14 protein-coding genes are annotated in these 18,599 nt (G+C 46.1%); 12 read left to right on the plus strand and 2 right to left on the minus strand.

The window, feature by feature from the left end; genetic code table 11:
- Nucleotides 1-61: 61 nt before the first annotated feature.
- On the plus strand, nucleotides 62-634 hold the full coding sequence (locus BMZ72_RS01020; RefSeq protein WP_089804375.1) for a cupin domain-containing protein: 573 nt from the start codon (nucleotides 62-64) through the stop codon (nucleotides 632-634).
- Here BMZ72_RS01020 and BMZ72_RS01025 read toward each other — a convergent pair.
- Complete coding sequence (locus tag BMZ72_RS01025; protein WP_089804377.1) at nucleotides 597-2,477, minus strand: helix-turn-helix transcriptional regulator; 1,881 nt, start codon at nucleotides 2,475-2,477, stop codon at nucleotides 597-599. The genes BMZ72_RS01020 and BMZ72_RS01025 overlap by 38 nt on opposite strands.
- A gap of 227 nt (nucleotides 2,478-2,704) precedes the next feature.
- Here BMZ72_RS01025 and BMZ72_RS01030 point away from each other — a divergent pair, with 227 nt between their 5' ends.
- The 4 genes from BMZ72_RS01030 (at nucleotide 2,705) to BMZ72_RS01045 (ending at nucleotide 5,843) form a co-directional block, all read left to right on the plus strand.
- Entirely contained in the window at nucleotides 2,705-3,682 is a 978-nt protein-coding gene (locus BMZ72_RS01030; protein ID WP_089804379.1) for a hypothetical protein, read from the plus strand.
- Nucleotides 3,663-4,349, plus strand: coding sequence for a hypothetical protein (locus tag BMZ72_RS01035; protein ID WP_089804380.1), 687 nt, complete (start codon nucleotides 3,663-3,665; stop codon nucleotides 4,347-4,349). Before BMZ72_RS01030 ends, BMZ72_RS01035 begins: the two co-directional genes overlap by 20 nt.
- A 53-nt stretch (nucleotides 4,350-4,402) precedes the next feature.
- Nucleotides 4,403-5,233 (plus strand): pseudouridylate synthase, encoded by an 831-nt coding sequence (locus BMZ72_RS01040; RefSeq protein WP_089804382.1) that lies wholly within the window; start codon nucleotides 4,403-4,405, stop codon nucleotides 5,231-5,233.
- 94 nt (nucleotides 5,234-5,327) lie between these two features.
- Nucleotides 5,328-5,843: a VOC family protein gene (locus BMZ72_RS01045; protein ID WP_089804384.1), complete on the plus strand. Its 516-nt coding sequence runs from the start codon at nucleotides 5,328-5,330 to the stop codon at nucleotides 5,841-5,843.
- 448 nt (nucleotides 5,844-6,291) lie between these two features.
- Here BMZ72_RS01045 and BMZ72_RS01050 read toward each other — a convergent pair whose 3' ends face one another.
- Nucleotides 6,292-7,992 (minus strand): GH39 family glycosyl hydrolase, encoded by a 1,701-nt coding sequence (locus BMZ72_RS01050; RefSeq protein ID WP_089804386.1) that lies wholly within the window; start codon nucleotides 7,990-7,992, stop codon nucleotides 6,292-6,294.
- Nucleotides 7,993-8,232: 240 nt separating this feature from the next.
- Between BMZ72_RS01050 and BMZ72_RS01055 the strand changes: the two genes are divergently transcribed.
- The 7 genes from BMZ72_RS01055 to BMZ72_RS01085 all read left to right on the plus strand — a co-directional run bounded on the left by BMZ72_RS01055 (nucleotide 8,233) and on the right by BMZ72_RS01085 (nucleotide 18,598).
- The gene (locus BMZ72_RS01055) at nucleotides 8,233-8,820 is read left to right on the plus strand and encodes an RNA polymerase sigma factor (RefSeq protein ID WP_177222643.1); all 588 of its coding nucleotides are present in this window, start codon (nucleotides 8,233-8,235) and stop codon (nucleotides 8,818-8,820) included.
- Between the two features lie 53 nt (nucleotides 8,821-8,873).
- A complete protein-coding gene (locus tag BMZ72_RS01060) occupies nucleotides 8,874-10,115 on the plus strand; it encodes a FecR family protein (protein WP_089804390.1) in 1,242 nt (413 codons plus the stop codon).
- A 366-nt stretch (nucleotides 10,116-10,481) separates the two neighbouring features.
- Entirely contained in the window at nucleotides 10,482-13,826 is a 3,345-nt protein-coding gene (locus tag BMZ72_RS01065) for a SusC/RagA family TonB-linked outer membrane protein (RefSeq protein ID WP_255373073.1), read from the plus strand.
- Between the two features lie 12 nt (nucleotides 13,827-13,838).
- Nucleotides 13,839-15,341, plus strand: a complete 1,503-nt coding sequence (locus BMZ72_RS01070; protein ID WP_089804394.1) for a RagB/SusD family nutrient uptake outer membrane protein — start codon at nucleotides 13,839-13,841, stop codon at nucleotides 15,339-15,341.
- 8 nt (nucleotides 15,342-15,349) lie between these two features.
- Nucleotides 15,350-16,174, plus strand: a complete 825-nt coding sequence (locus BMZ72_RS01075; RefSeq protein WP_089807146.1) for a DUF4843 domain-containing protein — start codon at nucleotides 15,350-15,352, stop codon at nucleotides 16,172-16,174.
- An 18-nt stretch (nucleotides 16,175-16,192) separates the two neighbouring features.
- On the plus strand, nucleotides 16,193-17,659 hold the full coding sequence (locus tag BMZ72_RS01080; protein ID WP_089804396.1) for a PKD-like family lipoprotein: 1,467 nt from the start codon (nucleotides 16,193-16,195) through the stop codon (nucleotides 17,657-17,659).
- A gap of 84 nt (nucleotides 17,660-17,743) precedes the next feature.
- Nucleotides 17,744-18,598 (plus strand): peroxiredoxin family protein, encoded by an 855-nt coding sequence (locus BMZ72_RS01085; protein ID WP_089804398.1) that lies wholly within the window; start codon nucleotides 17,744-17,746, stop codon nucleotides 18,596-18,598.
- Nucleotide 18,599: the final 1 nt, after the last annotated feature.

Here is an 18,599-nt window from a genome sequence, read left to right on the forward strand (position 1 = left end):
ATTCATCATTGGTATCGGGCATTACTTTTCCTGTTTGTTTATCATTAATAAGACATCTCATATGGACAGAAAAAAATTCATAGGTATCGTGGGTTTAGCCGCCACAATGCCGGTTTCAAAACTTTTTGCATCAGTCAATATGGAAGCGCAGCAATTCTTTTTTAAGGATGACGGGAAGATCCCCAACAACAAATACCCTTTGTTACTTTACCGCAATGCGTTTAAGCAAAGGGGAAGTGAAGGTGCCGCCTGGCTGGAGGAACAGTTTGCAAAGGAAAACTGGACCAATTCCTGGCGGAATGGGGTGTATCCTTTTCATCATTATCACAGTACGTCACATGAGGTTTTAGGCGTCTATTCCGGGGAAGCCTTACTGCATTTAGGCGGTGAAGGTGGTGAAAAGGTAAAGGTACAGGCAGGGGATATTATTGTAATCCCGGCTGGCGTAGGACATAAGAACCTCGGCAGTGACAATCTGGGTATAGTGGGGGCTTATCCCGAGGGCAGGAGCTGGGACCTGAACCGGGGAGAAGCCGGAGAGCGGCCAAAGGCGGATAAGAATATCGCAGCATTGCCGGTGCCGGCAACAGATCCGCTCAATGGGAAGGGGGGATTACCTCAGATCTGGAAGTAGGTGGCGGCAGTAAACCCTGCAGAAAGGCATATAGGTCCTGGTCTTTTTCAAGTCCCAGTTTTTGTTTGATCCGGTAACGGCTCATCCTGACACTCTTGGCCTCTACATGCATGCGTTGCGCGATCTGTCGTGTATCCATCTGAAGATAAAGGTAGGTACAAAGTTTCAGGTCCAGTAAGGTCAGTTTCCGCTGTGCTTTCTCATTCAGGAGCTGGAAAAAATCTGCATGTACCTGTTGTATCTGCAATTTGGCCACTTCGAAATCATCATCCAGTATCAGCTCTTCCTTCAGCACTTTCTGCATATTCACTTCAGTTCCTTCGGCCAGTCTGTCTTTCAGGTCATACAATACCTGATTTTTATGTTCCAGTTGTAAAGCATTGGCGATTACTTCCTTTTTCAGCTGTTGCTGTTGCAGTTCCATCAATTGCTGTTCTGCCTTGAGTCTCGCCTGTTCTTCCTTTTCAAACCTCAGCTGTAACGCGGCGTCCTGTTTCTCCAGTTCCAGCTGTTTCTCACGTTGCAAAGAATAGCGCAATCTGAAATGATAGGAGCGGAACAGGAATAAGAGGAAAAGAATAGATACGATGGTCACACAGATATACAGGAAGTTTTTCTGCTGCTGACTTTTTTCCCGCTCTTTCAGGAACTGCACTTCACTATTGGCTTTTTCTGTTTGATATTCTATTTCAAGTTTCTGGGCTTTTAATGCTTTCTGCTGATCAAAACTTTTGCTGCTGTATTCATTAACAAGTTGCTGGAATTGAAGTGCGCGCTGATAATTTCCATGTTCTTCATAGAAATTAGCCAGGCCTTTTGTTACATTGATCATTGTATAGTAATAGGGAGGCTGTTGTGTTTGCATGACCTGGTAGGCCTCCAGTAAATAGCGCTCTACATCTGCCTGTTTTCCCTCCCGTTTGGCATATTCGCTCAGAATGCCAAGACTGCTGGCGATCACTTCCTGACTATTCGGGGCGTTTTTCAGGACTGCTCTTGCTCTGCTGGCATAGTAAACACCCCGTGATTGTGCATGGTTGTCAATGGAGGTGCCGAAGCGCAGGTAATAGCTGGCAAGATTAACACAACTTATTGCATAGGCGTAGTTGTTCACCTCTCCCGGATGGTCTAAATAAAGCTGCTCTGATCTATCAAGATAGAACAGAATACTGTCAAGCATTGTCTGTTCCTGATGTGCTTCATATTTATACTCATAGGCGGTTGACATGGCATTATAACAATTGCTGATAAGGTTGTAATCGGTCGTTTTTGAAGCATGCTGCATAGCAAGATGGGCATAATAGTATGCTTTGTCCCCGTTATTCCAGTTTGAATGGATGGCGTACAGCTGATAGTAGATCTTGGCGGCGATGTAGGGATCAGGATTTTTTTGCAGTGCGGTCAGTGCCATCTGACAGTACTCCAGCACTGATTCCGGATGATCAAGTGTTTTGAAGAGCAGGGCCTGCCCATAATAGGCATAGGCCATAGCCAGGGGATTGTCAGCTTTCCCGGCTATCAAAAGTAGGGTGTCGCTCACCTGTTTTATCTGGCCAAGCTCCTGTGCACTGATCATACTGTTCAATAACACCAGGTAAGCTTTGGTCGCCAGGGTAAAGTCTTTTATATTCAAAGAGATCAATATACCCTGCCGGGCACTTTCCATCGCCTGGGTATATTCTTTATTAACCCGGTAAAACTCCCCGGCCCGGATCAATAAAACAGTTTTCTCCTGTTCATTTATGGTAGAGGCAACAACTGATCGTATACTATCGGAGGTCCTGGTCTGAGCAAAGGAGTTGAACCAGGCCAGCCAGATAAATAGCGACAACATGGATTTCATATCAGCAAATTACTATAAAGCAGGAAGAAAGAATGTGAAATAATTAGTAATACTATCGGCGGTTTCATGTGTAATTATTTGTTTATTAATAAGTTATTTGGTCTGTAGTCGTTTTGTAGACGCTGTTGCGATAGTCTGTAGCTGGGGTGGTGATTGTTATTGGATAATACCTGCTCATCTTTGTGCGGATGGTAACCAACCTTTAATAATGAGATAAACAGATCATCATGAAACCCGGTTTCGCAATTTCTTTCTGGTCATTTTACACACTTGGATTTACAGTTGTGCTGCCGACTTTCCTGTATTATGTGGCTGACAGTTCGGACAGACAACCCCAGGAAAATGCCGCAATGGCCTTTTTTTATCTTGGCCTTGGTGTGGTCAGCTGGTTGATATTGATAGGCCTGGTTGGCCGTTTTTTTATCCGGAGCGTATTTACCGATAAACGACGCCTGGAGAAAAGTATGGACGAAGGGAGTCCCATTACAGCAAAAATTGTCCGGAAAATGCAGACCGGCGTTATCGGTGATGGAACGCCTGCACTCGAACTGAGACTGGCGTTTGAGAACCTGGCGGGCACACCTGTTGAGATGTTATATGAGTTAAATGACGGCAGGCCCCTTGAAAAACGCTTTGAAGCAGGAAACACGATTGATATGAGAGTAAGTGTGCGGGGAAAGGAAATCACATTGGTCCCCGCTCAGATGCAGGTGGTACGTAACAGGGGAAGGGTATCAGTCTACGCCATCATTTTTTTCTTTTTTCTGTTAGTGGCGATCGTTTACCCCGTTTTTTCCTATTATCAGGAAAGTCAGGGAAGTGGCTGGCGTTTTCTCACACTTTCCCATCCCTGGATTTCCGTACCGTTGATAAACATCGGGACGGGTTTATTTATCTGGTGTTTGTTAAGCTTCATAGGAAAGGCGTCCGGTGATTCAAAAGATCCCCTGCGCATGATCATGTATGGTATGAAGACAACTGCCAATATATTGAGCTACAGGCAAACGGGGACGTATTTCAATGAACAGCCACAGATACAGTTTGAAATGGAATACAGCGACCATCAGCATAATAACCGGCATCTTGTTTATAAAAAGATCGTGTCCCTGCTGGATGTTCACAAACTCTCTACAGGCCCCAGAGAGATCCTGTTTTTACCAGAAGCACCTGAGCAAATTGTATTTTATGAAGACCTTACACTATAAGCACATCATCTTTCTGACATTGACGTTATTGACCGCGTCGTGTAAAGAGATCCGCAGCAGTTTCGAAGAAACGATACATCCGGTTGCCGGGAAAAAAGAAAAATCACCGGTTGGTAGCAGTAGCTCGTCGACTGTTACGTTTTCTTCTTCCTCTGTCTTTTCGGCTGTTTCTGAGCAGGAATTCAGCAGCATTTTCGAAGATGCTGCAAAGCTGGACAGTATTCAGCAGGCATTGTATGAGATGCCTCATCTGAAAGGGAAAGAACTGTTCTTTCTGGCAGGACTTTATTTCTACGATTATCAGGGAGGTATGATATCGGTGGATCTGCAGGACCCTGACAAACCAGAGAATGTCGATACATACACTTACAGTAACGGGCACTGGGAGATACAAAAGCCTGTGAAGATCAGTACTAATACACATTTTCCGCTTAAAATGCTCCTGATGCCCCTGCATGACATAAAATTCAGTACGGCAAAGAAAGTGTATGATATTGCCATGGAAAAATCAAAAGACATTGAAGGCGCAGAAGGGACGCAACATGTCTATTTCACACAGATGAAAGCTGTACACGTAACGGAATGGTATGTCATTATACCTGCTGCAAGACGCAATTATCGTATGACATTCGATATCGCCGGTAATTTGCGGTCAACCGGCAGCTAGCCAACATCCTCGTGGGAATTCCGTAACTTTGCGGCTTTTAAGCCATCTTTAGCGTGAACACCACAGCCGTCGCGGGAGCCAATGCCCGATATCCAGCAGAACCGGAATTGTCCGGTCTGGCAGCAGCCACTGCTTTCTGTCGCTTTGACGATCAGGAAAAGGCAGCAGCGATGGCAGCAGGACTGCACTTCCAGTTGAATAATACGATCCACCCGCTTTGTGAAATGGCCGCTATGGCACTACAGGAACACCTCCGGCAGCAAACTGAGTGGACGCATAATTTCGGGCTGAACAGTGCCGGAAATGGTGCTGTGATCGGTAAAATGTTTGGAGTACTGGTGGTGAAAGACAGCGATGGCGCAGTCGGCTACCTTTCTGCATTTTCCGGTAAACTGGCCAATGGGAACCATCATAATAAGTTCGTTGATCCTGTATTCGATGGTTTAAAAGAAGGTGGCTTTCTCAATGCAGGTATGACCCGTCTGACAGAGATCAATGGCGAAATAGCCGCCCTGATAGCCTTAAATACGGTTGATCATAAATCCGAGATCATCCGTCTGAAAGAGTTGCGTAAAACACATTCTATCGCATTGCAACGCCGGATCTTTGAGGAATATAATTTCAGGAATAAAGCAGGTCGTTTTAAGAACCTGGTAGATATTTTCACTACGCAGGGGTATAAACAGCCACCTGCAGGAGCAGGAGAGTGCGCAGGTCCCAAACTGCTGCAATATGCTTTTTATCATCAGCTGGAACCGCTGGCTTTAGCGGAGTTCTGGTGGGGTCTATCCCCCAAATCAGCCACGTGGAAACACGGAGAATTTTATCAGCCCTGTAAAGAGAAATGCGCGCCTATCCTGGCGCATATGCTGAGCGAAAAATAGTCGCAAACAACCCTGATATTGGCGCAGATACCCCTCACCGAAGACATACCCGCGTTTTAACTTAGTGCTGTCGTTCATCTAAACAGCAGCACACATGATCACGAATAGTAAAATAACCGCCGGACTTGAAATGGCCCAGATTTGCTGGGTAGTTCCTGATATTGCAACAGCCATTAAATTCCTTGCAGATACGCTTGGTATTGCCGGATTCCCCAAAGAAGAACATGTGCGGGCACAGGACCTGGATATGAGCTATTATGGCAAGGTGGTAGCTGCTGAATGGTTAACCACACAGACACATAATGGCAGTGCTTTTATCGAACTTGTGCAACCACTTTCTGGTCAAAGTATGTTTCATGATTATCTGGAGCGTCATCCCGAAGGAGGTATCCAACACGTCGCCTATCGACTGCCTGTCAGCGATTTCGAACAGATCACCGGTAGTCTCCGCGAACAGGGCTATGCGGTGGTCAGTGAAGTGGACCATCCTATTGCAAGAATGGCTTTCTTTGATACATATAAAGCTTTAGGTGTTGTTACTGAGATTATGGGTATTACACCAGAAGGATGGGCGATTGTCAGACAGATGGAGCAGGTGAAAAAAGGATAGTTGTCAGATGCCGCTTTGATATTTGTTATCCTACGTTAATCTTACGTTCCTGAACGTAGGATTAACGTAAGATAACAAATATCAAAACTACATTGTATCACATAAAAGAAAGGATTGCTAAACCCACGTTTTTACATCCCATGCACACGTTTTGGCGTCCTGTGCACATGATTTGGCGTCCTGTGCACATTACTTAAAATCGAGTGAATAATTGTGCTAATATTGTATTCACAGCTATCACAAATACTCCATTCTGTGGGTGCGGTGAATGTATACAATCACTGGGCCAGCCGGATGTCTATATAAAGTTTATCTTTTTTAGCCGTTGAATACAATCAGGTTTTTACTGTGGCAATACCGGTCCTGTTACATGCATCGATCAGAGTGCAACAGCGTCGCTTTAATTGCAGCGCAGATAAATACCTGCTTTGTTCTCAGGTTCATGTTATCACCAGTTCAGCGTAACTAATGCGACTGCCTGCCGCTGTAAGCCCAGCGATAACTTCAGTTCACCGTTAGTGGTATTCTTTTGTACTACCTGTACACATTGTAATTTTCCGGCTTTCTCCAGTTGGCTGATCTGCGCTTTTGTAGGTTGTTGCGGAGACCCCATTTTTTTCCATACTTCATAGGAGTTACTGTGATCACTATCTATGAGATAGGTTTTCACGTTCACCTTTTTAACCGGGATGTCTTTAATAGTGAGGGTCAACGCTTCGGCGGCTCCTTTTTTGTCTTCATCATGATAATTCCAGATCATGACGGCTGCTGATTTGGCAGCTTTGGCTGCGAGTGCACCGATTTCGGTCTGCTGACCCCTGATACTGGAGTCCAGGACGGTCTCCAATGGATACATGCGGTTAGCAGTAACGCTGACCCGGTCACCACTCATCATACCAAACATCCGGAATACGTTCAGCACGGGCTTATCTGCACCATTGGTAGCCAGGTCCCTGAATCCGTAGAACCAGGGTTGATCTTCAAATTCGAATGACCATGAAACAGCGCCCAGGAAATTGATCGCATATTGATCGGCCAGCAGGTATTTGCGGGCGAAGGAAGCGGCAGTATAGCTGGAATATAAGGTGCCATTGCGGTAGGCATTTTCAGGATTGGTGGCCATGCCACAGGCGGCGCAGCCTTCCGGGTCTGACTCACCGATGATGAGTGGCAGATCTTTGGTCTGGGGATAGGAGGCGGCTATACGGAAACCTGCTGCTATATCACGCAGCTGAGGTGACATATTCATTCTGACGATACCATTGACCAGCTTCGGACTTCCTTTGGCATGGAATAGCAGGGCATCCAGGGGAGCGCCGGTTTTACCGGTAGCATAGTTGGTACCTGAAATACAGTGCGCTATGAATTGAGTGGTCCATTCCGTGGCTGTTTTACCACTTGTGCCGGCAATGTTGATACCACCTATCCTGGCAGTCGGAAGGGCCTTTTTAATGCCATCAGCAGCATAGTCGTACAGTTTGAAGAACTCTTCCCGCGTACCCTTCCAGTAATGCCCGTTCGGCTCATTCCAGACTTCCCAATACCAGCTTTCCACTTCCTTCTGACCATAGCGTTCAATGGAGTGTCTGGCCCACTGATAGGCCAGTTCTCGCCATTTATCATAGTCTTTAGGCGGATATGCCCAGCCGGTTATGATATCCGTATAGGGATCGCCGGGTTTCCAGTAATGCCGGTAAGGATCAGGATGGGTAGAGAGTGCCTGGGGCATAAAGCCGATCTGTACCAGGGGTTTCATACCACGGTTGATATAGGTGTCAAAGATGCTGTCAATGATCCGCCAGTCATAGATCGGTTTACCGTTTGCATCTTCCGTATAGACATTGGTGGAACCCCATTTCAGGGCGGCCACACCGTCTCCCGTCACCAGCAGACTATGAGTTCTGACATATACCGGCACCGGACTCAGTGCCGCGATCTCACTGAGCAGCTTTTTACCGTCTTTCATATAGGTATAATTGGGCTCATCGTAACCAAACCAGGCCCATACGGGTTTCATCGGACCGACAACCTGTCCCAGCTGTACATCTATAGATGCAGGTACGTTGCCGGCTGAAGTCTGGAAGGTGGATTGTGCTGACAAGGTACCACTTAGGGCTACACAAAGGCTGATCAGTATGGATTGTTTCATAACGGGTGCATTACTTGTCTAAATTTAAACAATTTGATTGAATGTCCTATAAACACTTATAGTGTGTCTTCTCCCTGTTGCTAAACAGTATAATGTAATTACAAAAAGATAACATGAATTTGGTCTATGTACACAGGCGTTATAATAGACCAGTTCTTCCAGGCTGAGGCCTCTTTTTCATTCCTTTTTTTTTAATTTATTTACTATTTTGCGAAAAGATAGACAACCAAAAAATCGATTTTGCCAGGTGTTTCGTCATATGAGGAGGATGAGTTACTTACAGCCATAGCAGCCAATGATACCGCTGCCTATTCCCATTTGTATGATGTGTATTATAACACCCTGGTATATTTTTCCCTCAGTATTATTCAGGATCAGCATCAGGCGGAAGACATCGCTACAGAGTCGCTACTTAAATTATGGCAATCGCCAAACCGGTTTGAGTCAATCGGGAAATTGAGAGCTTATCTTTTTACACTGGCCAGGAATGCCAGTCTTAATTATCTGAAACACCTCCGTGTACGTGAAAAGCGTTCCCTGGAAATTTCGGAGCAGGAACAACATGACGACAACAGCATCGCTTCGCTGATGGCGGAATCGGAGTTAATGCGCCTTATTTACCAGGAAATAGCCAGACTACCGGACAATTACCGGCAGATAGTAGAATTATTATATCTACAGGATATGCCTTCGGCAGATGTAGCTGCCCAACTGGATATTTCAATGGAAAACCTGCGGCAACGTAAAGCCAGGGCCATAAAAGAGTTAAAAACGGTACTCCTGAAGAAAGGAGTAAGCAGCCAGTTTCTGTCAATTTTATTTTTTTGAGAAAATGCTGTCACGTTTTGTAATGCTCAGTTGTTATACTGGAAATGACGGGAATGCCAACAGACGACTTTACATCGATGGACCATGCTTTTGACGAAAGGATTGTACGTCTGCTACATCAGCAGCTTACGGGAGAGGTGTTGACTGCCGGAGAGCAGCAGGAGCTGGATACCTGGAAGAATAGGTCGTTGTCTAATACCGCTTTATCAGAGAAAATAAATGACGAAGCCGCTGTACAGCAGATGCTACAGGTCTGGCATCAGATAGAACGTAACCGGGAACAGAACAAAATACGCTTTCTCTCCATGCTGCAGGACTTGCAGCATTCATCCATCAGCAAACGTCCTTTGCTGCGTTTCCTCAGTCATCGTGTATTCCGCTATGCAGCTGCTGTTGCATTGCTCATAGGAGTAGCCACATTCCTGTGGGTCAATCAACGGAAGCCTGCAGGACCAGGTAATAATATGGCGGCTGCCGGCAAAAATATGCCGATAGCACCTGGCCGTGATGGCGCCATACTCACGCTGGCAGATGGTTCTACCATGGTGCTGGATAGCGCTGGTAATGGCGTCCTGGCTAACCAGAATGGTACCAGCGTTGTACTGCAAAACGGACAACTGGCCTATAATACAGGTGACGGAGCCGCCGGAGCGCCGGTATATAATACCGTGAGTACGCCCAAGGGAAGACAGTTTAAGCTCATATTACCTGATGGTACAAAAGTCTGGCTGAATGCTGCCAGCATCATCAGATATCCAACTTCCTTTGAAGGTAAAGAACGTAATATAACATTGCAGGGAGAAGCCTATTTTGAGGTGAGTCAGGATGCAAAAACACCATTTAAAGTCACTACAGACGAAGCAACCACAATCGAAGTGCTGGGCACCAGCTTCAATATTAATGCATACACCAACGAAAATATCATACGGACCACCCTCCTTGATGGAGCCGTAAGAATCAATGCTTATCACCAGACAGCCACGCTTAAACCGGGACAACAGGCAGCTGTGAAGCCATCTAAAGGACAAATGGTGGTACTTAATGCAGTAAATACAGATCAGGTAATGGCCTGGAAAAATGGGCTGTTCAATTTTGATGATGCCAGCCTCGATGAAGTAATGCGTCAACTGGAGCGCTGGTACGACATAGAAGTGGTGTACGAGAAAGGTATACCGACCGCACATTTCGGCGGTGAGATCAACAAACAGAATACACTACAGGACGTATTACATATCCTTGAAGGCTCAAAAGTCGACTTTCAGCTGGAAGGACGTAAGCTCATTGTAAAGCCATAATTCCGGCCCATTCATGGCAGGGACCGGCAATTAAAGCCAACGTATGCAATATCGTTAACAATAAATATTCAACCGCAACATGACCTGAGTTTCTCAGGGAAACAGCAGCAAAAAAGCCGGAAGTGGTTGCGACACTCCCGGCCGGAGGCTGGGCTGATCCCTTTACAATTTCTAGGACGAAATGCAATTTTATCAACCCTAACCAACGTGTAAGTTATGGATTTTACTGCTTATCCCAAGCCGTACCTGAAAGCTATGCCTGTTCAGGAAGCTGCGGCCCGGGGCTTATCAACCAAATCGCTGCCGGTGGACAGCCTGAAAGTCAAGACAGGCCACCACTCGTGGACAGCCACAATATTTCTTGCTATGAAATTGACATTCATGCTGCTTTTTGTAGCACTTCTTCATGTCAGGGCTTCCGTGGAAGCACAAACAGTGTCAGTGTCCGGCAACAATCTGTCCGTTAAAGCACTCCTGCAAACCATTCGTCAGCAAACCGGCTACGTGGCATTCTACAACCAGGATATGCTCACCAATGCCAAAACCGTTTCCGTCAAAGGTAATATCGCTTTACCTGAACTGATCAGCATCATGTCGAAGGACCAGCCCTTTCATATGGAGCTGAAAGAAAACACAAAGACAATTGTCATCACACCAAAGGTGATCCCAGTTGAGTTTACATTGGAATATGTCAATGCAGTACCCGCGAAAATCACCGGACATGTAGCTGACAGCGTATGTAACTGCCCATTGCCGGGAGCGACTATCCGGGTGAAAGGGAAAACAGCAACTACTTCAACGGATGCACAGGGTAACTTCACGATTGAAGCAGAAACCGGGGATGTGCTGCTTATTTCCTTTGTGGGATACCGGCCCGCAACATATACCGTTCGCAGAGATAAGAGCATTACGATTGTTATGGCCTCTGCGGTATCATCTATCAACAATGTGGTGGTAACGGGTATCTTCAACAAGGCAAAAGAATCCTACACAGGGGCTGCCAAGACAATTACGGCCAAAGAGATCCAGAACTTCCAGGGTAGAAATATTTTTGTCACCATTGGTAATATCGATCCGTCTTTTTATATCGTACCCAACAACAGCTTTGGTTCCGATCCAAACCATCTGCCGGATATCCAGATGAGAGGAAACAGGAACCTGCCCAATATCGATCAGCTGCAGGATAATACCTCTGCACTCATCAATACGCCGCTGATCATCATGGATGGTTTTCCCATCACCCTGCAACGTATGATGGACCTGAATACCAATGAAATTGCTTCCATCACTTTGCTGAAAGATGGTCCTGCAACTGCTATCTATGGTTCCAGAGGTGCGAATGGCGTTATTGTCATCACCACTAAAGAACCTGTACCCGGTAAGCTGCGCCTTACCTACAGAGGTGGACTGAGTCTGAGTGCGCCTGATCTCAGTTCCTATCACCTGCTGAATGCACGTGATAAACTGGAACTGGAAAGACTGTCCGGCTTCTACTACAACTCAACAAAGAGCCCTGAACAGAATATCAGTTTGCAGCAATACTACAACCAGATTAAAGCAGTGGTGGAAAGTGGCGTTAATACTGACTGGATGTCCAAACCTTTACGCAATGGTGTAGACCAGCAGCATTCCCTTCGGTTGGAAGGTGGTGACGCGGCCTTCCGTTATGCCCTGATCGGTGATGTACATAAGATCAATGGTGTAATGAAAGGTTCTGACAGACGGACCATCAACGGAACTGCGGACCTCTCTTACCGCCTTAAAACATTGAATTTCCGTAATAGTCTGACAGTGGGTAGTGTCAATGCAAGCGAATCTCCATGGGGTGCTTTCGGTGACTATGTGAAGCTCAATCCATACTGGAGCCCTTATGATTCTGCCGGCAATATCGTGAGGACATTTACGCCGTTTAACTATGATTACTGGGTACAAAAAAATGGCACCGGCGGGAAGCCATATCCCAACCCGATGTATGACGCTACGCTGAATACATTCAACAGAAGCCAGTATCTCAATATCATCAACAATTTCCAGGTTGACTGGTCGCCATTTAAACATTTTACTGTAAGAGGTGCTTTTGGTATCAATGCGACCAACCTCAACTCCGATATATTCAAACCTGCAGAACATTCTGCCTTCGCTGGTTACAGTGATGCAGATATCCTTCGTAAAGGTACCTATGACTATGGTACAGGCAAGTCCTTCAGCTATACCAGTAACCTGAATCTCCAGTATAGTAATCTCTTCAGAGGACTGCACTACCTGAGTATCGGTGCACAAATGGAAGCAGCTGAAGATAAAAGTAATAACTACAGCTTTTCCGCAGAAGGTTTCCCGGATGCCAGTATCGATTTCCTGGGTATGGCGCTGCAATACCAGCAGAATGGCCGTCCAGGTGGTAGCGAAGCCACTACCAGAAGAGTGAGTGCGGTAGGTAACGTCAGTTATAGCTACGACGACCGTTACTTTGCAGACGTCAGTTATCGCTTAGATGGAGCTTCTCAGTTTGGTACCAACAGCCGCTTTGCACCATTTTATTCTTTGGGCGCTGGCTGGAACCTGCATCATATCAACTTTATACATGACAATCTGCCGTTCGTAAACAGATTAAAACTCCGTGGTTCGTACGGTGTGACAGGTAACCAGGCGTTTTCCGCTTATCAGCCACTGGCCACCTATGGGTATATCATCAATGATCACTATAAGAACTGGCTGGGTGCCAGCCAAACATCCCTGGGTAATCCAGATCTGCAGTGGCAGAAAAACCAGAAATACAATGCTGGTGCAGAGGCTGACTTATTCCGCGGAAGGATCACCATGCAGGCTGATTTCTATAAAGAGAAAACCTCTAATCTTTTATCATCCCTGGAACTTCCTTATTCCAACGGATTCACCAGCTATGTCGAAAATATCGGTCAGCTGGAACAAACAGGATGGCAGGCGAGTGCGACTGTGATGCTGATACAGGATGATGCGCGCCGCATTAACTGGTCCGTAACCGGAAACATTACACACAACACGGACAGGATCGTAGAACTGTCGCAGGCCATGAAAGCTGCCAATGAGAAGCTGGCATTGCTGACCGACGGTAGTACACCCAATAAGATTATACGGGAAGGCGCTTCACAGAATACCATCTACGCCGTGCGTTCAATGGGTATAGACCCCAGTACCGGCCGCGAATTATTTAAGACACGCAAGGGAGAAGTTACCTACTCCTGGAATGCGGCAGACAGGGTAGCAGTGGGCTTAAATCAGCCAACCTATCGTGGTAACTTCAGTACACTGGTACGTTATCAGGGGCTTTCCTTTAATGCATCCTTCGGCTATCGCCTGGGTGGACAGATATACAACCAGACGCTGGTTGATCGTGTGGAAAGTGCAGATAAATTCTTTAACGTAGATGCCCGCGTGTTTACCGACCGCTGGAAACAGCCTGGTGACAAATCGTTCTTCAGAGGTATCAATGACTATTCCGCTATTTTCCCTTCTTCCAGATTTGTGCAGAATGAATCAACCCTCACCTGCCAGAACATCAACATTACCTATAATGTGCTGAACAGAGCATGGTTGCAACATGCCGGTCTGCAGGCATTGACGCTTTCAGCCAATACCGGTGAGCTGTTCTACCTGTCTACGGTAAAGCAGGAGAGAGGACTGGATTATCCATTTACAAGGCAGGTTTCATTTAATGTATTTGCCACTTTCTAAACCAGGATGAACATGAAGAAACTAATATCAACAACTATACTATTAGGCGCGCTGGCATTCAGCAGCTGTAATAAATATCTTGACGTAACGCCACAGGCGCAAACAACGAAAGACCAGATATTCAGCACAGAGAAGGGCTTCCGTGATGCGCTGACGGGCGCCTATATTCAGATGAAAAGTAACAATACCTACGGTGGTAGTCTGATGTGGGGCAATATTGAATTTATGGCCCGTAACTGGGATGTAGTATCTGTGAGTAATGTGGGATTGAACAGCCTTGTCAACGCTAACTATACGGATGCGACCGTAAGAAGCTGGCTTGATAATACGTACGCTGATCTCTATAAGGTGGTAGCCAGTGTAAATAGTATTCTGGAGAGAATTGATGCACAGAAGGGCATATTTACCGGTAATAACTATTCCCTGATTAAGGGAGAAGCGCTGGCCTTACGTGCTTTTAACCACTTTGATGTACTGCGCATGTACGGACCTATGCCTGATAATCCTGGTCAGGGGCCACTATTACCTTACGTGAAAGAAGTGACACATGAGATCATTACGCCTGTAGGCTATAATGAATTCGCACAGAATATCCTTTCTGATCTGGATGCAGCAGAAGCCCTGATGAAGGATACAGATCCTATCAGGACCTATTCACTGGCAGAGTTAAATCCGCCGACCAATATCAATACACCGCCGGTGGTAGCGGATAATTTTTACATGTACCGTCAGATAAGACTGAACTACTATGCTGTGCTGGCATTGAAAGCAAGGGTGTATATGTATCTCTCTACTACCGATCCTTCCAATAAGATCAATGCCGCAAAATATGCGCAGATGGTGGTGGACGCAAGAGACCATTTCGGTGCACCGACTTTCAGATTAGGGAAGGAAAGTGACCGCGTATCCGGTGATTATCTCATGTCTTCAGAACATATTGCATCGCTGAGCGTGTATAATCTGGATGCCATTGCTAACGGTACTTTCGGTGAACTCGGTTCGCTGGCACGCAGTGACTTTAACGTGCAGGATGGGTTTTATTTCCTCAATAATCTCTTCCCTGTGGCAGAAAGGACTTCTGATGTAAGATGGAAGGAAATGTGGGTATACAGAGCCAATAATCCCAGTTATGTTATTTACAGGAAGTTCAATCAGCGTGCGTCAGGTCCTGTGTTACAGGTACCGTTATTGCGGCTTAGCGAGATGTACCTGATCCTGACAGAATGCGCTACCGGAAAAGAGGACGCAGAGGCTGCCTATGGCGCTTATTGCAATGAAAAGGGCATTCCTTTCCCTACCGGCTTCAATACCGCAGGCTGGGAAGCTGACCGCAGGAATAAGATCATTCGTGAATATGTACGTGAACTGTATGCAGAAGGCCAGACATTCTTTACTTACAAAAGGTTGAATGTGACTACGCTTCCTGCCAGCTGGACCGCTGCTTATTATACCGGCACTGTTGCCAGATATGTTGTACCAAAACCGGATCGCGAAATTAACTACCACAACAACTAATGACGACCATGAAACAGATCATATGCTTTTGCTGCTTTGCGCTGGTAATGGCTGCCGGCTGCAAGAAAGCGCCCTATCTCACCTATTCTGATATCGCCCGTATTCAGATGGCTGATACCATTACACAGTCTGCCACCTTCGTGTTTGAACCGCAGAACATTGTACAGGATACCGCCTACATTCAGGTGAATACGATTGGAGGTATTGCCCCGTACGACAGACAGGTGAAATTTGTACAGATCATCGATTATTCCTATACCTATAAACGCGATAGCATCACTAATCAGATCATAGACAGCGTTGCAACTGAGACACCTTTCAGGGCGATACCTGGTGTTCACTATGTCAACTTTGACGACAAAAACATGCAGTCGCTGATGGTTGTGAAGGCGAATGAGGCAACTGCCCGCATTCCGGTGATCCTGTTGAGAGATACCAGTCTGGCTACCAATACTTACCGTCTTCATATCCAGCTGGCAGCGAATTCAGAGTTTGGTTTGGGCGAACAGATAGCACGTGAAAAAATGCTGACCTTCTCTGACCACCTGGAACGTTTTGATTCCTGGCGCGTAGATAGTTACCTGGCGCCGGCATTCAGCTGGTTTGGCAAATACAGTGTAGGGAAACACCAGTTTATGATCGATGTACTCAAACAGAATATCGATGACGGATGGTTTAAGGCAGCCAACAGCAATGGGTCGCTTCGGCAGTATGTCACAGTGCTGAAACAGGCATTAATAGACTTCAACGGTAACCCTGACAATATAGCCAGTGGTAAAGCGCCGATACGTGAAACATCTTCGCCTTCCAGTTCTGCTATCACATTCCCATAACCATCAACCATCCATCTCATGAAACAATTAAATATACTTGTCGTATTACTGATCAGTTTACTGGCGTTCAGCTGCCAGAAAGATGACAGTACCGGCGCTACCAATCTCCTGCCAGCCTTCGAGGTAGGAGGTATTGCAGATACTGTCAGCCTGTTTACACACCAGGATACGCTCCGTCTTTCTCCTGTGGTAGCAGATGAAAAGTTGTATGATTATTACTGGACAAACATCAGTGCGAACTTTGTCTCATTGATAGGCAATCAGAATAAGACAGATACCCTGGCATTTACCAAGGATATCAACTATCCTGTAATGCTCGATCCCGGACAATACTATCTCGTGCTGAATATCCGGGACAAGAAAACCGGCGTGGTAAAGCTGAGAAAAATGATCTTTAATGTATCCACCCTCAATAACGATGGCTGGTACCTTATTAAAGATAATAACGGGAAAACAGACGTTGATTTTATCCATAAAAAGGGCAGGATTGATAACTGGATAGCATTCTATAACAATGGTAAGAGTCTGGAAGGAAATGCAGTGAAGGGATTGTTTGCTGGCAGTATGCGTCGTACACTGACGTCTTCTGATCTCTATGGCGGTTTGATCGTATTGTCAGATAAAGATGCCGCTATCTATCGTGTGAGCAACGGTGTAGCAACATATGCCTATGATAGTATGTTCTTCGGTAAGCCAGCCAACCGTCGTCCGCAGAATGTTTTCCAGCCGCAGAACACCGCCAATCTGATGCTGATCAACGATAATAAGGCCTATTGTATGAACAAGGGCGCTTTGTTTACGGATCTGCCGCAAACCTATAAACCTTCCGGGATGGCTATAGTAGGTGCGATGGACATAGGCTGGGACCTGAATACAAGATCTGTGATCTGTTATAATGCCACCGCTTATGCGGGCCTTGGCAGCAATGGTACGGATTTAAAAAACATGAATGCCGATCTTCGCTGGATGGCCGGTTTTCCTGGCGTGCGCAGTGTCGCATTTATGCTGTTTAAGTTGCCTGATGGCAAAGGGATGCTTTATAAACTCAATACCCTGTATGGTTTTCTGCTGGGTTCCGGGACCCTCATTATGGCGCGTGATACCCTGGAGTCCTCTCATGGGTTGATGAATGCCAGCGTAATAGGAGGCAACTATGATGCAGACTATATCTACTATGCCGTGGGTTCCGATATATTCATGACAGATATCGCTACTGCATCAGAGCGCTTGCAGTTGACGTTGCCGGCAGGAGAAGTTGTTACCGATATACAACATGTAAAATACCCGGTGCCTGCAGCCAATGTGGTGTCCACGACTGACTACCTGGCTATCGCCACGTATAAACAGGGCCGCTACAAGGTATGGTTACACAGGCTCAGTTCTACGGGAACGATACAGCCACTGTCTCAACCCACATTTGAAGGAGATGGCCGGATAAACACGATCATCTACATGGAACAGGGACAGGGGAGCCGCGTCTTTTAAATCCAACCATTATAGCTATTCTACCTGTTGCCGGTGCGTTTGCACCGGTGCAGGGGAATGCACGTCAAACGGAAAATAATAACTATGAAAAATATCCTGTTACTCACTTTTATCTGCGGTTTGGGTCTTCATGCAAAGGCCCAGGATACCACGATGCTTTCAGCACAAAAGAAGGAACTCACCGCTTTCCTGGCAGATGCTGATACAAAACTGGCTACCTGCCAGCAACAATATTATGATGCACAGAAAGCCAAAGGGCATTACGACACAATTGGTCTTGGTGAATGGCGCTACCAGATGAAGGTGCTGAAACTGGCACGTAAGGCGCAGGAGATCACCTTTATCCGCCAACACCCGGATTATATGGCCAGTCTGGATGCATTAAAAGATGTGATAGGTCCGTTACCGGATGATATCGAAAGTTATAATACCCTGTACAATGGATTGAAAAAGAATGTTCGCCAGAGTGAGGCAGGGATCGGTGTCAAAAAGACGATCGATAAATACATGACCGTACGCGTAGGCGCAGTTGCACCTGCATTTACTGCACCAGATACCAGCGGACATAGTATCAGTCTGAAAGACTACCGTGGGAAGTATGTATTGGTCGATTTCTGGGCCAGCTGGTGTGGGCCGTGTAGGGAGGAGAATCCTGCTGTGGTAAAGGCCTATCAGCAGTTTAAAGACAAAAACTTTGATATCCTCTCTGTTTCGTTGGATCAGTCGGGAAAGCGGGCAGAGTGGATTAAGGCCATTCAGAAAGATGGACTTAGCTGGCAGCATGTCTCCGAACTTAAATTCTGGGACAGCGATGTAGCGAAACTATACGCGATAAAATCCATTCCACAGAATTTCCTGATCGATCCAAAAGGAAAGATCATCGCAAAAGACCTGCGGGGAGCAGCACTAGCAACAAAATTGGAAGAAATATTTAAATAGA

Origin of the sequence: Chitinophaga sp. YR627 (genome assembly GCF_900114995.1) — a bacterium.
In the GTDB taxonomy this organism is placed as follows: Bacteria; Bacteroidota; Bacteroidia; order Chitinophagales; family Chitinophagaceae; genus Chitinophaga.

Bases quoted from the DNA above. Each gene is read 5' to 3' on its own strand.
- BMZ72_RS01020 (WP_089804375.1), top strand. From the start codon at position 62: ATGGACAGAAAAAAATTCATAGGTATCGTGGGTTTAGCCGCCACAATG.
- BMZ72_RS01025 (WP_089804377.1), bottom strand. From the start codon at position 2,477: ATGAAATCCATGTTGTCGCTATTTATCTGGCTGGCCTGGTTCAACTCC.
- BMZ72_RS01030 (WP_089804379.1), top strand. From the start codon at position 2,705: ATGAAACCCGGTTTCGCAATTTCTTTCTGGTCATTTTACACACTTGGA.
- BMZ72_RS01035 (WP_089804380.1), top strand. From the start codon at position 3,663: ATGAAGACCTTACACTATAAGCACATCATCTTTCTGACATTGACGTTA.
- BMZ72_RS01045 (WP_089804384.1), top strand. From the start codon at position 5,328: ATGATCACGAATAGTAAAATAACCGCCGGACTTGAAATGGCCCAGATT.
- BMZ72_RS01050 (WP_089804386.1), bottom strand. From the start codon at position 7,992: ATGAAACAATCCATACTGATCAGCCTTTGTGTAGCCCTAAGTGGTACC.
- BMZ72_RS01060 (WP_089804390.1), top strand. From the start codon at position 8,874: ATGCCAACAGACGACTTTACATCGATGGACCATGCTTTTGACGAAAGG.
- BMZ72_RS01065 (WP_255373073.1), top strand. From the start codon at position 10,482: ATGAAATTGACATTCATGCTGCTTTTTGTAGCACTTCTTCATGTCAGG.
- BMZ72_RS01070 (WP_089804394.1), top strand. From the start codon at position 13,839: ATGAAGAAACTAATATCAACAACTATACTATTAGGCGCGCTGGCATTC.
- BMZ72_RS01075 (WP_089807146.1), top strand. From the start codon at position 15,350: ATGAAACAGATCATATGCTTTTGCTGCTTTGCGCTGGTAATGGCTGCC.
- BMZ72_RS01080 (WP_089804396.1), top strand. From the start codon at position 16,193: ATGAAACAATTAAATATACTTGTCGTATTACTGATCAGTTTACTGGCG.
- BMZ72_RS01085 (WP_089804398.1), top strand. From the start codon at position 17,744: ATGAAAAATATCCTGTTACTCACTTTTATCTGCGGTTTGGGTCTTCAT.